We start from the raw sequence: 16,870 nt of genomic DNA, 5'->3' as shown, positions 1-16,870 counted from the left end.
ATTAAGAGCTATTAATTAAAATATCCACCAGCTTCAAAACGATCGATAAAATGTTGACTAAAATGAATTTTATTTAGCCTAATATTTGCTAAAAGTTTCTTATATTGACCAGCTCTAAAAATATAATTTAGAACATAGTAAACATTACCTTTTCCAACAACTTTTTCGACTTTTGCTTCGAAATTAGTAAAGTCTGCTCTTTCATCAACATAATCATCTAGTAGAGAACATAACTTATCAATAGTTTTCTCATCTGCTCTATCAAAGTATTTAGCTACCTCATAATGAAACTCATATTTGCTATCATGAAAAAAAGGATAGACATTCCCTTGCCACGCTGCTTTATAACTATCATCAACATAGTTACTACTTAAAACATTTAGCTTCATAAGTTCATAGTAAAATTTACTTGTATTCATTATATTTTCCTACTTTATTTAGCTCTTCTTGAACTATTTGATTAACTTGCTTAGGGTTTGCTTTACCTTTACTTGCTTTCATAGCCTGCCCTACAAAAAAGCTCATAAGCTTAGTCTTACCAGATTTAAAGTCATCTGCTTGTTGAGGGTTAGCTGCAATTATGCCTTGGACCAATTCTCGAATCGTACCCTCATCAGATACTTGCTTCAAATCTAGCTTTTCAATAATAGCTTCAACAGAAGCTGCTGAGTCAATATATTCAGCTATAACTTTTTTAGCATTAGCCTGTGAGATAACATCTTTCTGCACATTAGCAATAATCTCTAACAGAATCTCTGCGGGAATCACATCAACAGAGAACTCTTTTTTAGCTCTATTAAGAGTTGATATTAGATCAACTGTTATCCAGTTATAAGCTGGCTTGTGCCCTATCACAACTGTTATTTGATCATAATAGTCAGCTATCTCAAGATTTGATAACAAAAACTCAACTTCTTGATCTACCAAATGCTCACGATACACTGCTTCACGTTCTTCTGGTTTAAGCGGCATTTGCTTTTTAATACTTTCAATATACTCATCGGTTATCACCAATGGTAGTAAATCTGGGTCTGGGAAATAACGATAATCAAAAGCATCCTGTTTAGCACGCATTGAGCGCGTCTCATTAGCATTTGCATCATAAAGTCGCGTTTCTTGCACAACTTCACCTCCTGACTCTAACACAGCAACTTGACGAGCATATTCATACTCGATAGCTTTATCAATAAACCTAAATGAGTTTATATTTTTAAGTTCAGCACGCGTACCAAACTCTGCTTGCCTCTGTGGTCTGATAGACAAGTTTACATCACATCTAAATGAACCCTCTTGCATGTTACCATCACAGATACCTAAATGCTTAACCAATTGATGAAGTTTTTTAAGGTAAGCAATAACCTCTTCTGCTGATCTAAAATCAGGATATGTCACAATCTCTAAAAGTGGCGTACCAGCACGGTTGTAATCTAAACCTGTCTCACCAGCGACATAACCATGAACAGACTTACCAGCATCTTCTTCTAAATGTGCACACTCTATTCTGATAATTTTTATCCCCTTTGAAGTCTCAATTTCTAGTTTACCTTCTTGGACTATCGGATTAGTCGATTGGCTAATCTGATAACCTTTTGGCAAATCCGGATAAAAATAATTTTTTCGCGCAAAGAAACTATCTTTTGAAATTTTAGCATCTATAGCTAAACCAAATATTACTGCTTTACGAATTGTCTCTTTGTTTACCACTGGCAATGTTCCAGGCAAGCCTAAGTCTAAAAATGCTGCTTGGGTATTTTGATGCTGCCCATACTTTGTTGCAGAAGTCGAAAACAGCTTAGATTTAGTACTTAATTGAATATGGACCTCTAGTCCTATTACCATTTCCCAATTCACTATTAAATCCTCGCTTGTTCTAAAATAAATTCTTCAATACCATAATGTTTTTGATATTGTACCACCATCTGAGTCAAGATATTATCATTAAATGCTTTAGCCATAAGCTGTCCACCAACTGGTAAACCATTAGCAAAACCAATAGGAAAAGCAATAACTGGCAAACCTGAGATATTAGCAGAAATAGTGTAGATATCAGATAAATATGCCGAAACTGGATCTAGCTTATCACCTTTTTTAAATGCTTCGCTTGGAGATGCTGGCATAAAGATAGTATCAACTTGCGTAAATATTTCGTTAATTTGATCTGTCATTACTTTACGCAACTGCTGAGCCTTATTATAGTAAGAATCATACTGGCTCGATGCTAAGACATAGTTACCAATCATAATTCTACGCTTAACCTCTGCACCAAAGCCATCTGTACGAGATTTTCTATATAACTCATCTAAATCTCTAGCTTCTGGATTACGATAACCATATCGAACACCATCATATCTAGCCAAGTTTGCTGCCGCTTCTGCTGGAGTGATGATATAGTAAGTTAATAAAGCTTCTTTTAAATCTGGAACTTTTACATATTTTATCTTGGCACCTAAATTCTCAAAGTTTTTAAGTGTTATCGCTACTGCTTGTTGGATTTGCTCTGGTAGGTCTTTGATCAAACTTTCATCAATACCAATTATTTGACCTGAGATATCTTTTTGTATATCTTGGGTAAAATGGTTTTGTTTAACGCCAACACAAGTAGAGTCAAACTGACACTCACCAGCAATTGCATCTAACATAATTGCGACATCTTCAGCATAGTGGGCAAAAACCCCCGCTTGATCAAAAGATGATGCAAACGCTACCATACCAAACCTTGATGTACTACCATAAGTAGGCTTCATTGCTGTAAGACCACAAAAACTCGCAGGTTGTCTCACAGATCCGCCAGTATCTGAACCTGTACTTACTGGAGCAAAGCCTGCAGCAACTGCCGCAGCTGAACCACCTGAAGATCCTCCAGACACTCTATCTAAATCCCAAGGGTTACTAACAGCTCCATAGTAACTATGCTCATTGGTTGAGCCCATAGCAAACTCATCCATATTTAGCTTGCCTAAAGTAACCATACCATGATCTTTACAGTTTTTTGTTACTGTTGAATCATATGGTGCAATAAAATTATCTAACATCTTAGAACCAGCTGTAGTTTTTACACCCTTCGTACAAAAAAGATCCTTATGCAGAATAGGAATACCTGTTAACAGTATTTGTTTGCCTTGAAATATTATACTATCTGCTGCTTCTGCCTCTTTGAGAGCCTCTGCTTCACATAGCGTGATTACAGAATTTATACTCTTATCTTGTTCTTTTATTTTTGCTAGATACTGCTTAGTTAGCTCAACAGCTGTTACTTCACCACTATCTAATCTAGCTCTTAATTTCTTAATATATGACATTGCTTACCCTATTTAACAACCTGTGGCACCATAAAGTAATCATCGACAATTTCACAAGCAAATTTATCAAAACTTGCACGATTATCTTGATCTTGAGGTATATCTTCACGAAATTTAAAATTAACACTAATCGGAGATATCATTGGTTTGACTCCCTGAGTATCGAAATTTCTGACTGTATCTAGAATCTTACAGATATTGGTAAGATCTTCGGTATACTGCTCTAACTGCTCTTCAGTCAAATCAAAACAAGATAGTTTAGCAATATGTTTTACTATTTTTTTATCCATTTAAACACCTAAAATAAATCGTTTGAAATAAATATCCATTAGATTATAAAATACTCATTAAGATAAAGAAAGATTTACAATCGCTATTTTATATTTGAGGGTTGATTTTGTACCTGTTCTTTTATAGTTATTGTTTTTTCAACTGGGTGGCTCTTTTTGATACCTATATGTAACTGACTACTGTTTAAATTGATTGGAAAACATTATACATGCGCCATAATTCATAACCTAAGCTAACATTATTAAGCAATACCCAACCATGTACTTTTGTTCCTAGCCTTAATACATCTGGAGATGGCCACTCTCGCTTACCACCTTGCTTAACAAATAATTTTAAACTGCCATTGAGCATTATTTTGTGGTAAGTTAAATATAACTTCTCCCTCAAAAGTACCAATAACAACTTGCGGCCAGCCACTAAACTGTACTGTAGCCCACCATTAAAATTGCAACATCACTTTATCGCCAACCTTAACCAATGGTACATCCATACTATTTATCCATAACTCAACAATACGTGATTTACTATCAGAGACGATTGTTGCTAATATATCAGTGTCTTTGACGATTACACCTCCTAAACCATGGATACAATCAACTATCACAATCTGTAGGAACCTTAACCAAACGGCTTTGCTGACGCGCGATTTGTACTTTAACTTTGGCTAAATCAACATTTGCTTTAGCTAGATCTTTAGTATAATTTATCATCTCCATTTGAGCTTGTTCGTATAATCTTTGTGTACTTGCTCCTTTACTAACAAAATACGTATGTCTTTCAATATTATTTTTAGCATTTTTTATCGCTAGTTTTACAGATTTTATACCAAGCTCAATTACTGCTTTTTCTGCTTCTAGTCTTGAGACAACTTCTAGATCTAAGTCTAGAACTTCAACGATTGGATCACCTTTTTTTGACTGAATCACTCTCAAAGACATACCACTTCCCTAGTCTACCTCCAATTGATGCAGATATATTCTCTGTTGATGTTCAAATGGTGAAAGAGTTGTAACATAACCATAGCCATCGATTGTCTGTTGCAATGGAATCATCGCTAAGACAACACCTACTACGATGATGCTTAGTAACACTAGAAAAACTATCTTCCTAAAACTAGGATCCTTCTTGAACATCTCATAAGATTTTAACTGCATCAAAAGCCTCCTACTGAATAGATATAATTAATGTTGGTACTGCTATTTTCTGTAATATCTGCGTAATCATCATTTTACTTCTATTAGTTAAACCATGTGAATCAATTAGTATTAGCAACTTAGGCTGTTTTAGAATAGCCATTATCAAGTTCATCTTAAGTACAACCATAGTATCAAATTCTAGATTATATTTGATAGTCTGTAAATCAATCTCCTTCTCAAAATATTTTTCAAGGAAACTAACACCAAAAGCATCGAGCAAATCGCTTAAATACTTCAATTTTTCTTGAGAAAAATCATTTTCATATAAATTATCTAATACCGTACCCGCGACAACTTCTATACCATTAGCTATATGAATGTTATTACAAATTTCTTCTTTACTATAATTACTCAAACAAACATTATTTATCTTAATAATCTCTTCTGAATTATCATCAAAAAAATCATTTAACAACTTTTGTACTTCTTGTGTCGTCAGGCAGAGATTATTAAAATGACTTTGAGTAGTATAGTCAAATTACGATTTTTGTGAAGTTGATAAAATTATTTCTAATGAGCTTATCTGATTTTCTAATATAGCAGTTTTATGCTCAGATGCTGGCTGATCTTTTTTAGAAATCTCTAGAAGATCTAAAATCTTACAGATTGCTACCATAAAACCATAATAATCATAAAGATATTGACTAAATTTCAGTAACCCTAATAGCACAATATTTACAAGTATTTCTGCAGCAATAAGCTGACCAATTGATAGTTGACCATTAATTATCAGATAACTATCAATACCTAAAAGTAAGATATTAATAAAGATATATGTCAAATCAATATAAACATGTTGTCTGAATATTACGCTAAAGAAGTTAGCTCTAACAGCTAAATAGTTACATAATTTAGCATCTACTTTTTTAACTGAGCTATGTTCTAGACGCTGTCTAAATGATAAAAACTCAGCAGTTTTCTCTTCAAACCAGTAAACGATATCATAGAATATTACTTGATTCTTTTAGACCTGGCTCATAACCAGCTCTCATGGAGATAAAAATAGCTAATACAATGTATGTAATCAACAATATATCAAAGACTAAAAACATCGGATTATAAACAAAAAAGTGTCTGTAAGAATATATCAAGTAGGATTATAAATATTACTGAAACCGACTTTTATAAAAAGATCTTTTGTAAAAACTTCAGTTCAAAGGCTCTATTGATTTTCTCTCTAACATTAATTTTTATAAAATCATTGAAATCGACTCTATAATAACAAATATTATCCTTAGCATAGTTTCAACAAAAACTTTTCTTTGGATATCCTCAATAAGCTTTATTTGAAAGATTCTGACAAAAAACCGTCGTTAATAAAATAAACAAAATCGTTATCAACGATATAACTGGTCTTATCGACAAGCTTACACCAACTAGATTTACCAAAGTTTCCACTAAAACAGGGATAGTAAGAGATACAAAGTCTTTAGATTCATAACTTTTTAGTATAATCTAGATTTTTGTAATGTCTGCTTCTGATGCGTTTTAAAAATATTAAGATTTTGTAAGCTTAGTAATATTAGCTTTAGCAATACTCCAGTAAGTCCCTCCAGCACTATCTCCTGTAAAGTAATTAGAAAACTATAATTTTGCCCACACGCATCAACACTCCATAACTCATACCACTGTAATACCTTAACTTTTTTGTTATCTGAAGACAAATACACATGATTAAGTCCAGAAGCAACATAAAATTTAACATCTTTGGACAACTGCTCTCTAGAAATGTAGCAATTATTAGCATACAAGTATTTAGCTACATCATTTAGTGTATCATTCATTAGTAGTGCTGAGGTGAAGGTTCTGGCAAATATAGTTTTACTTAGAGGTATAGGATCATTTTTTGCTTTTATTGAAAAATATATCCTTTTTGGATTTTCATCGTTATAAATAAAATAGCGTAATGTGACATTTCGCTGATGCTGACATGCTGAATACTCTAATTGCTGATGCCAAAATGTTATTACTGTTTTTTAGTTTTAGTATTTTGAATTGCTAATGGCCTAGGGGTTCTCCGATATCTTTTAACTTCGAAACTCCCTGATAGTTAAATTTAGCGACATCATACATAAATAAAGTGCTAATAATATCTGCGGAAGTTTAGCAACAGCAAATAGTGTAATACTGAAAAAACAACACAATAACGCTATTGATATTTTTTTCATACTATTCTAAGCTTTGATAGATCGCTCAAAAATATGATCAATCTCTTTTAGATAAGTTTTCTTTATACCCTCAAAATCCATCTCAGGGATATCCAAACTAATATTATGCTCATATTGCATAACTTCTTGTAATTTCTTAGAGAAAAATTCCCCTTGCTTAAGATCAAAAGCAACTTGCTGAACAATCTTGTAGCAATCCTCACGCATAAATGGCGTATTTGCTACTAAGAAGTGCAAGTAAAAATTTGATAAATAAGCACTAGTACTTCTAACTCTATCTTCAATAATATCTTGTTGTATTACTAGATTATCAATAGTATTTTTTATTCTACGCAGAGCATAAACCATAATACCAAAGTTATCTGGCAAATATAAACGCTCTACTGAAGAGTGAGAGATATCTCGCTCATGCCATAGTACACAATTCTCTAGAGCTAGAGAAACATGAGAACGCAGCATTCTTGCCATGCCTGTTAGATTTTCTGTAGAAATTGGATTTTTCTTATGTGGCATAGTTGATGAGCCTTTTTGCCCTTTAGAGAAGCCTTCATATACTTCAAAAACATCACTACGGTGTAAATGTCTGATCTCTACAGCTAATCTCTCGATAGCAGAGGCGATAAGTCCGTGTATAGATATAAGTTTAGCAATCCTATCTCTAGGAATAACTTGTGTAGAAACCTCTTCTACAGGTAAGCCTAAAATATAAGCCGCTTTTTGCTCATCTTCTGTAGTTAATATACAGTAGTTACCAACTGCTCCAGAGAATTGTACTGTTAGACCACCTTTTTGGAAGTCTTTTAGATCTTTTAGTCTACGCTTCAATTCCACATAAGCTCCCAAAAACTTCTGCCCAAAGCTCATCGGCTCAGCAAACATACCATGACTTCTACCCATAGTGATGATATCTTTTGTCTGTTGAGCTTTCGCAAGTAGAGAGTCACAAAGAGCCCCTAGATCTTTGATAACATAGCTCATAGAATCACGGATTTGTAGGCTAAGAGCTGAGTCGATAATATCAGAAGATGTAACACCAAAATGAAAAAACTTACCAGTCTCTGCTCTAAACTGTTCAGCGATAGAAGTACAAAATGCAATGATATCATGCTTTGTAACTTTCTCTATCTCATCGACTCTTTCTGGTCTAATTTGTGCTTTTGCACGAATCTCTGCAGCTGTACCTTTGGGTACCATTCTATCTTCAAGTGCCTCTAAAATCGCAAGCTCAACCTCTAACATTTTTGCATATTTATTCTCATCTGCCCAAATTTTTGAGATTTCTGCTATGTCATATCTTTTTATCATTTTACTACCTTATTCAATAAAACATCTGTAAGCACACTTAGTATATATGAGCCAAGACACAAGCGTGACAACACATCATGAGCTATTTGATTCAACTTAAATATAGTTTAATTTTCTCAAATAGACTCATATTGTCAACATATTTCATAAATAATACGCCATCATGGTTTTACTAATTCACTTGAGTTATTTGCTATAAAAATATTGGCTTAATAGTTTTTAAACTTAAACCACAATAATTTAACTAAAAATACATATTTTTATTATAGTTGTGATAAGATCAGTTTAGATAATTATAAAAGGAGATAGTGTGAAAAGCTTATAGCCACATCTACATTTATAACCACTTTGGTATCTGTGAGCTATGCCACAGAGCTAAAAGGTAGTGACTGTACCTCAAACTGATGTTGGTACAACACACTATAAAAGAATAGATATATAATCAAAAAAGAGATTTTTTAAATATCACAGTAGAAAACTGCAATAATAAAACCAAATGCTTATATACAACCAAAATACTTGACTCAAAAGGTCAACTGATTGGTAAATACAGCATGCACTATACTATTAATGATGGTTCATTTTTACTAATGGCTTTATTGATATAGAAGATAACTTTTATAAACAAAACACTATTTATTACCAGAAAAATTACCACTTAATAGCGAAATAAACTTACAACATCAAGAGAAATATGGAGATGTCAGAGAAAAATTAATTGTCCATAAACAAATTCCTAGTATAGAAGTTAATAATCATCAGTATTACAATTGTTTAAACATCATATTTGACACAGTTACCCCCTTAAGAAAAAAGGCCTAAAAATAGTTACTGATAAAATTAATTGTAAAAGATATAGGAACTGTTAAAAAAGAAATGGCGATATATTCTCTTATCCCGTTTAAAATCCTGAGTACAATAATTTTGTATTAACAAATGTATATCTTAAAATACTCCAAGCTATAACTCATAAAGACAGTTGAATAAATCTAATAAAAACTGATTGAGTACTTCGATAAACTCAAAAACCTATCTCAATACTCAAACTCTATAGTATATGAGCGAGAAAAATTTTGTTGCGGTAGGATCTTAACATTACCAATACGGTACTCAATATCAACATCTACTCCTAATGTATCACTTTCTACCACCACCGTGGCTCAATGCACATATACGGCACATTTACCTTTGGTTTTGACCACAGTCCAAGATATTCAAAGCCATCAAAATTTACTTTTATATAACTCTTCGAGCCTTTCCCAGCTAATCAAACTTTCTTATTGGTAAAGCCGCTATACACTAAAGCATCATATCAAAAGTATAATTATCTAACTCAATTTTAAATAGCTTAAGTGCCTAGCTTCTCCTATATAAAAAGCTTCTAGTGTAATTGGATGAAAATCTAGCTTTTGCTCTGAGAATATTATGTCATAATCACTAAACTGATGTTTACCATCAAAAGGACAAGCAAATGCCGGATGTGCTCCAAATCCACACTATGCAACATTTTCATCAAGATTTATAATATTGTATTCTGTGATAAGTTTATTAGCTTCTAGAGTATAAGTAACTTCAAATTTCTGTGATAGTTTCCATTGCTAAGATAACACTATTTTCACTATGTATGACAATATCAAATACAGTATGTCTTGCTAAACCATGATTACCCATAAGGTATTCTTTGCCTTAATATTTAATTTTATTATCATGAGATTTGCCAACTACTAGAAACAACACAAGAAAAACTCCTGACCACACTCGACTATCACCAGACTACATATACTCATGGTTTGTTGTCGCATTTATAATTGCTCGAACCTCTACACCTAACTCGATAATTTCTACCAATAAAATATCGTTTTTGATTGTGATCATAAGAATTCCCTTGCTGTTGATGAAGAGATGTAACCCTAAACCAATAGGCGTCATTGTATCAGGCTTAACCACATCAAAAGTAGCATGTCATTACGTCAGACTCGATCTCAGAATCTCAGAAATAGATTAATAATCTATTTCTGCAAATCTAGTTTAAACTAAAAACCTATAGCATCACGCTCTTCAGAGTTTATTTCAATGTGTTTAACAAAATGCAAACAACCCTTAAACCAAATTTTAAAGTGTCTTATTAGTATTTAGCATATTTATTAAGCTATAAAGATCTTAACTATAGTTATTAACTAAATTTTTGATAACTTATTTCACCTATCAACTCGATTAGTCTAGATTTTTCTTTTTCCTTAGTAATTCTTTCTAAGATATCTTTACGAAAAGTAGTATCTCCAAGCCTAAAACATTTATATCCTAAAAGTTTCTTATTAGATATCTCTTTTAAAGAAAAAAATAGCTGATTAATTAATGTTCTACAAAAGATTCTCTCTTTAGGATAAATAACATAATTATAGCTTTGATCTGTAAAAAAATAGTTTAGCATCAATATTTTTTTCTAAAACTCTGAATACCTCATCAACAGCGTCATCTCGAGAATTAGATTCTGCTATACCCAGAGGTGTAATAAATATCATTACAAAAAACCATGTAAATGGAATTAAAGCAAACAAAGATAATAACTAACCAAGATATTTAGTAAATAACCTATCTTCATTTTGATCAGCATACTTTACAAGAACAGCTCCAGGAACAAAAAACATACCAGTAAAGATCAATAAAATTAAACAGGTAAAAAAATAATATAATAAGCCATTTTATGCTTGGAAGTAGTAATGTAAATATTCCATTAACAGTATAAAGATTATTAGAAAAAGATCCCTGAAATATATTCTTGTCAATATCTAAAACACTTCTAAAATATTGCTGATAATAATATAGCAAACAAGATAAGAAAAAATATTCCAGCTACTACAAAGAGTTTGCAAATCTTTTTAGAAAATCAAATATTAATCCTAGTAACTCGCTAAAAGAAGAAATATCAGAACATATTGATGTTATTATTCTTGATATAAACTTGTCAATTATCTTATAGATTTTTTTGCACAACAAACGAATAGCATACGATAATATGCTTCCTCCGAATATATAACAAACACAAATCAAATCGAAGACTAAATTAGTATAAAAGTTCCATTCAAAAAGAAATCGTAGAGTCAACGATTTAAAAATATTGTTACTTGGGCAATTTCGATCAACCAATCTCTCTTTGAAAAATTTAACACTACCCAACCCACTTTCTAGCATTTCTAAACATTCTCATCCATACAGAATACTCATTATATTCTGCTGGGATATATGAGTTTGTAATCGCCCTATAGACACGCTCTGGATGTGGCATCATCGCAAGTACACGACCATCTAGTGCTGTTACAGCTGTTAGACCATTTACTCCACCATTTGGATTATATGGATACATCTCTGTAGCCTGACCTTGTCCATTGATATATTTAAGAGCTACTTGAGAACTTGCTAACATAGCTTGTTGCTCAGCATCATTCTCAAATAGCGGACGACCCTCACCATGAGCTACAGCAATCGGCGCTTTTGTGCCTGCCATATCATTAAACCAGATAGAGTCAGATTCTTGAATCTCAACCATAGAAACTCTAGCCTCAAACTGTTCCGATTTATTTTTGATAAATATCGGCCAGTTTTCAGCACCTTTGATTAGTGATTTAAGTTGTGCCAGCATTTGACAACCATTACACACACCTAGTACTAAAGTATCATCACGACCAAAGAATTTGCTAAACTCATCTCTTAGCTTCTCTGTAAAGAGGATATTTTTTGCCCAGCCACCACCAGCACCTAGAACATCACCATACGAAAAACCACCACAGGCTACTAATACTTTGAAGTCAGCCAAAATTACACGACCAGCATGAAGATCTGACATATGGACATCATGAGCCTCAAAACCTGTAGTTGTAAATGCTGCTGCCATTTCAACTTGTCCGTTGACACCTTGCTCTCTTAAGATTGCAACTTTTGGCTTCTTAACATTGATAAATTTTGCGGTGATATCTTCTTCAATGTCAAAAGTAGCCTCTACATGGATACCCTTGTCATCAGTATTTAAAATACTATCAAACTCCTGCTTAGCACATTCGCTATTATCACGGATTGACTGAATCTGATATGAAGTTTCAGCCCACCATCTTTGTAGATTTACACGCATATTTGAGTATACTTTTTCACCATTTACAAAGATATTTAGCTCATCGCTAGAGTTTAGCTTAGCTATTACACACAGATGAATTTGGGTATCTCTAAACAACTCTTCAACTAGCGCCACATCACTATTTCTAACTTGGATAACAACACTAACTTCTTCAGCAAAAAGTTTAGCTAATACATCTTGAGTTTGTAGCTGAACATCTAAACCTTTACGCCCAGCAAATGACATCTCTGCTAGCGTAGCAAACACACCACCATCTGATACATCATGATATGCTAAAATTTTATTTTGAGCTTTGAGCTTAGTGATATTTTCAAATAACACTTTTAGTTTAGAAGCCTCAACATCAGGAGCGATATTACCAATTTGTTTATAAGCTTGTGCTAGGCATGAAGCTCCAAGTCTGCCAGCACCATTTGATAAATCAATATGTAATAAGGTTGTGTCACTATCATTAACTAAAACTGGTGTTAAAGTCTTGCGTGCATTTGCCACCGGTGAGAAACCTGAAATGACTAATGATAACGGTGACGTTACAGATTTCTCTTGACCGTCATCTGAGCACCTAGTTTTCATTGACATTGAGTCTTTACCAACAGGTATTGCGATACCTAACTCTGGGCAAAATTCCATGCCAACTGTTTTGACAATCTCGTATAGTTTTTGGTTTTCATCACCCTGATTTGCAGCAACCATCCAGTTTGCTGAGAGACGAATATCACTTAGTTTTTGGATATCCGCGGCTAATAAGTTTGTCACAGCCTCTGCGATTGCTAATCTACCTGAAGCAGCAGCATTTATAATAGCTACTGGAGTTCTCTCACCCATCGCCATTGCCTCACCAGCTTTGTTATCTACTGTAGCAGTTGTCACAGCACAGTCAGCAACTGGTACTTGCCATGGCCCCACCATCTGATCACGCGCAACCATACCTGTAATACTTCTATCACCAATAGTGATTAAAAAAGATTTAGAAGCTACAGCTGGTACTTTTAGCACACGCTCAATTGCCTCACCAAGCTTGATAGTACTTGTATCAAAAGCATCTTGCTCAATTTTAACAGTCTTAACATTAATATGCATTTGTGGCGTATTACCGAATAACAACCTCATTGGTAAATCAACTGGTTTATTATCAAAATACTCATCGTTTAGGGTGATATGTTTCTCTGAAATAGCTTCACCAACCACAGCAAATGGGCATCTTTCTCTTTGACACAACTGTTCAAAAATCTCTAGTGACTCAGGATCTACTGATAGCACATATCTCTCTTGCGATTCATTTGACCATATTTCTAGTGGTGAAAGCTCTTCTTCACCAACATTTATTTTTCTAAGCTCAAAGTGACCACCAACACCACCGTCTTTGACAAGCTCAGGGAACGCGTTTGATATACCACCAGCGCCAACATCATGGATAAATGTAATCGGATTATTTTCACCCATTTGCCAACATCTATCAATAACCTCTTGGCAACGGCGCTCCATCTCAGCATTATCACGCTGAACTGAGGCAAAATCTAAATCTGAATTTGCCTCGGATGAAACTACTGATGATGCTGCACCACCACCTAAACCAATACGCATCGTTGGACCACCAAGACAGATTAGCTTAGCACCAACTTTGATATCACCTTTCTCAACATGCATTCTTTTGATATTACCCATACCACCAGCGATCATAATTGGCTTATGATAACCAAATATTTCTTTACCTCTAGAGGTATTTGCAGCTTGCTCAAAAGTACGGAAATAGCCATTTAGGTTTGGACGACCAAATTCATTTGAATAATGTGCTCCACCAATAGGCGCTTCTAGCATTATCTGTAACGGTGTCGCATGATTAGACTTACCATACTTACTAGTCTCCCAAGCCTGTTCAAAACCTGGAATATTTAGGTTTGAAACTGTAAAGCCAGTTAAACCAGCTTTTGGTTTTGCACCAAGACCTGTTGCACCTTCATCACGAATCTCACCACCAACACCAGTTGCTGAACCACTAAATGGTGTAATAGCTGTAGGATGGTTATGTGTCTCAACTTTCATCATGATATCAACTTCTTCTTGGTGGAAGTTATAAATACCTGTTTGCGTATTTGAGTAGAACCTTTGCGCTGTCGTACCCTCTATCACAGCAGCATTATCCTTGTATGCAGAGAGTACTCCTTGTGGAGATTTCTCTGTTGTATTTCGAATCATCTTGAACAATGATTTATCTTGCTCTTGACCATCTATTGTCCACTTAGCATTGAATATTTTATGCCTACAATGCTCTGAGTTAGCTTGTGCAAACATATACAACTCTGTATCTGTTGCGTTCCTACCTAGCTTAGCATATTCAGCTGATAGATATGCTATTTCTTGTTCACTGAGTGCTAGACCAAGCTTTTTATCAGCATCTTTGATGGCCTGCTGACCATTTTCTAAAACATTGATAAATTCTAAAGCTTTAGGAGTTCTAGCTTCAAATAGGCATTGTAAATCATCTTTTGATGAGAAAATCTCTTCAACCATACGATCATGAACTAAGTTTTCAATCTCCTTTAGCTCAGTAGCAGAAACTTGACCCTCTACACCAAATAAAACTACTCTTTCTACTCGCTTAACCTCATTAATCCCCGTATTACGGATAATATCAGTAGCTTTAGAAGACCACGGCGATATTGTGCCAACTCTTGGCACCGTAATAAAAGTATGACCTTTTGGTTGAGCTAAACCATACTCTCTATTGTAGTTAAGTAGAGATTTAATAATCTGCTCTTGCTTACTGTTAAGCTCTTGATCAATTTCAACAACGTGAATATATTGCGCTGATATTGACTCAACTTTAATAGATATTTTTTTAGCATCTGCTAAAATTTTTTCTCTTCTAAAAGAAGATAATGCACTTAAACCTTTAAAAATCCTAATCATTAGTTATCAAACCCTTTGTATTTTTTTCTAATTCTTTTAACTCTTTACGATGTTTCTCTAGCACATCTAGATAAGCATCATCAACATCACCTGTAATATAATTACCAGAGAAAACACTATCCTCAAACTCTCTAATCTTAGGATTTTGCTGTTGAATAATCTCTTTTAGATCCTCTAGTGGTAAATATATCAGCCCATCTACGCCGATCCACTGGCGAATCTCCTCTAGGGTCTTACCATGAGCAATTAAATCTGACTTAATCGGCATATCAATACCATACACATTTGGATAACGAACTGCTGGAGATACCGAAGCAAGATAAACAGATTTAGCACCTAAATCTCTAATCATTTCTATAATGCGTTTTGATGTTGTACCCCTTACAATAGAGTCATCGACAAGTACAACATTTTTATCCTTAAATTCTGCTGGAATAGGATTTAGTTTTCTTCTGACAAAATTCTTTCTATCAACTGATTCCGGCATTATAAATGTTCTACCAACATAGCGGTTCTTAACAAAGCCTTCACGGTATTCTACACCTAGTGCTGTTGCAATCTCTTGAGCAGAAGCTCTACCTGTCTCCGGTACAGGGATAACAATATCGATATCCTTATCTTTCCATTCATCTTTAATTCTCTTGCTTAAAATTTTGCCGGCATCAACACGTGCTTGATAAACACTCACACCATTCATAATACTATCTGGTCGAGCAAAATAGACATATTCAAATAGACATGGTGCTAATACTGGATTTTTTGCACAGATTTTAGAATAAACCTTTCTATCCTCAGTGATTATTATCACCTCACCAGGCTTGACATCACGCAATACCTTAAATCCCGAAATATCTAAAGCAACACTCTCACTAGCAATCATATAGGCTTTATCACCACTATCGTACTCTTTAAAACCAAATACAAGTGAGCGAATACCATAAGGATCTCTAAAAGCAATTAAACCAAAATCTGCTATCATTGCTGTGCAAGCATAGCCACCTTTGACATGTTCAAAGACAAACTCACATGCTTTATAAACAGCCTCTGGAATTGGACAACCTTTTGATTTATTCATACCACAAGCAAAAAAGTTTAGTAATAATTCGGAATCTGAATTTGTATTAAGATGGCGTCTTTCAATATCATGAAGCATTTGTGCAAGCTCTGGAACATTAGTTAAGTTACCATTATGAGCAAAAACTATACCATGAGGATTATTTACATAAAAAGGCTGACTATCTGCAGCACCCAAGCTTCCTGCTGTTGGGTACCTTACATGACCTATACCCATTTTACCTTTTGACTTCTCTAATTTCTCATCTGTAAATACATCACTTACTAGCCCTGTATTTTTACGGATAAAAAAGTGTCCTTGATCCATAGTTGCAATACCTGCAGCATCTTGACCTCTATGTTGCAAAAGACTTAAACCATAAAATAACTCATAGCTAACCTGATCTGGTCCAGCAACTCCAATTACTCCACACATAAACTACCGACTACTCTTAGTATAAATTAATTATTAACAACAATATTATAACAATATTTAACACTATAAATTAATCAAAATTA

General features: G+C 34.0%; 8 protein-coding genes and 4 pseudogenes. All 12 read right to left on the bottom strand.

The features are described 5' to 3' along the window. Positions 1 to 11 precede the first annotated feature (11 nt). The gene (locus tag C9379_RS05720; RefSeq protein WP_143385444.1) at positions 12 to 419 is read right to left on the bottom strand and encodes a hypothetical protein; all 408 of its coding nucleotides are present in this window, start codon (positions 417 to 419) and stop codon (positions 12 to 14) included. Then, positions 406 to 1,851 carry an Asp-tRNA(Asn)/Glu-tRNA(Gln) amidotransferase subunit GatB gene (gene gatB, locus C9379_RS05715; protein ID WP_143385445.1) on the bottom strand — a complete coding sequence of 482 codons (1,446 nt, stop codon included), beginning with the start codon at positions 1,849 to 1,851 and terminating at the stop codon, positions 406 to 408. Before gatB ends, C9379_RS05720 begins: the two co-directional genes overlap by 14 nt. A 2-nt stretch (positions 1,852 to 1,853) precedes the next feature. Then, the gene (gatA, locus tag C9379_RS05710; protein ID WP_143385446.1) at positions 1,854 to 3,299 is read right to left on the bottom strand and encodes an Asp-tRNA(Asn)/Glu-tRNA(Gln) amidotransferase subunit GatA; all 1,446 of its coding nucleotides are present in this window, start codon (positions 3,297 to 3,299) and stop codon (positions 1,854 to 1,856) included. An 8-nt stretch (positions 3,300 to 3,307) separates the two neighbouring features. Then, positions 3,308 to 3,589, bottom strand: a complete 282-nt coding sequence (gene gatC, locus C9379_RS05705) for an Asp-tRNA(Asn)/Glu-tRNA(Gln) amidotransferase subunit GatC (RefSeq protein WP_143385447.1) — start codon at positions 3,587 to 3,589, stop codon at positions 3,308 to 3,310. A gap of 83 nt (positions 3,590 to 3,672) precedes the next feature. After that, positions 3,673 to 4,744 (bottom strand): annotated as a pseudogene (locus tag C9379_RS05700) (HlyD family secretion protein). A 10-nt stretch (positions 4,745 to 4,754) separates the two neighbouring features. After that, positions 4,755 to 6,211, bottom strand: a pseudogene (locus tag C9379_RS05695) (ATP-binding cassette domain-containing protein); the annotation flags it as partial. Between the two features lie 20 nt (positions 6,212 to 6,231). Beyond that, a complete protein-coding gene (locus C9379_RS05690; protein ID WP_318263500.1) occupies positions 6,232 to 6,570 on the bottom strand; it encodes a hypothetical protein in 339 nt (112 codons plus the stop codon). A gap of 390 nt (positions 6,571 to 6,960) precedes the next feature. After that, the gene (gene purB / locus C9379_RS05685) at positions 6,961 to 8,259 is read right to left on the bottom strand and encodes an adenylosuccinate lyase (protein ID WP_143385448.1); all 1,299 of its coding nucleotides are present in this window, start codon (positions 8,257 to 8,259) and stop codon (positions 6,961 to 6,963) included. Positions 8,260 to 9,293: 1,034 nt separating this feature from the next. After that, a pseudogene (locus tag C9379_RS05680) lies at positions 9,294 to 10,134 on the bottom strand (aldose epimerase family protein). A gap of 298 nt (positions 10,135 to 10,432) precedes the next feature. Beyond that, complete coding sequence (locus C9379_RS05675; protein ID WP_143385449.1) at positions 10,433 to 10,690, bottom strand: hypothetical protein; 258 nt, start codon at positions 10,688 to 10,690, stop codon at positions 10,433 to 10,435. 738 nt (positions 10,691 to 11,428) lie between these two features. Beyond that, positions 11,429 to 15,298: a phosphoribosylformylglycinamidine synthase gene (gene purL, locus C9379_RS05670; RefSeq protein ID WP_143385450.1), complete on the bottom strand. Its 3,870-nt coding sequence runs from the start codon at positions 15,296 to 15,298 to the stop codon at positions 11,429 to 11,431. Then, a pseudogene (gene purF / locus C9379_RS05665) lies at positions 15,298 to 16,787 on the bottom strand (amidophosphoribosyltransferase). Before purF ends, purL begins: the two are co-directional and overlap by 1 nt. Between the last annotated feature and the right edge of the window lie 83 nt (positions 16,788 to 16,870).

The sequence above is a fragment of the Francisella-like endosymbiont genome, assembly GCF_003069505.1.
Classification (GTDB): Bacteria; Pseudomonadota; Gammaproteobacteria; order Francisellales; family Francisellaceae; genus Francisella.
This window is presented reverse-complemented; position numbering and strand designations above follow the sequence as displayed.

Bases quoted from the DNA above. Each gene is read 5' to 3' on its own strand.
- C9379_RS05720 (WP_143385444.1), bottom strand. From the start codon at position 419: ATGAATACAAGTAAATTTTACTATGAACTTATGAAGCTAAATGTTTTA.
- gatA (WP_143385446.1), bottom strand. From the start codon at position 3,299: ATGTCATATATTAAGAAATTAAGAGCTAGATTAGATAGTGGTGAAGTA.
- gatC (WP_143385447.1), bottom strand. From the start codon at position 3,589: ATGGATAAAAAAATAGTAAAACATATTGCTAAACTATCTTGTTTTGAT.
- C9379_RS05690 (WP_318263500.1), bottom strand. From the start codon at position 6,570: ATGAATGATACACTAAATGATGTAGCTAAATACTTGTATGCTAATAAT.
- purB (WP_143385448.1), bottom strand. From the start codon at position 8,259: ATGATAAAAAGATATGACATAGCAGAAATCTCAAAAATTTGGGCAGAT.
- C9379_RS05675 (WP_143385449.1), bottom strand. From the start codon at position 10,690: ATGCTAAACTATTTTTTTACAGATCAAAGCTATAATTATGTTATTTAT.
- purL (WP_143385450.1), bottom strand. From the start codon at position 15,298: ATGATTAGGATTTTTAAAGGTTTAAGTGCATTATCTTCTTTTAGAAGA.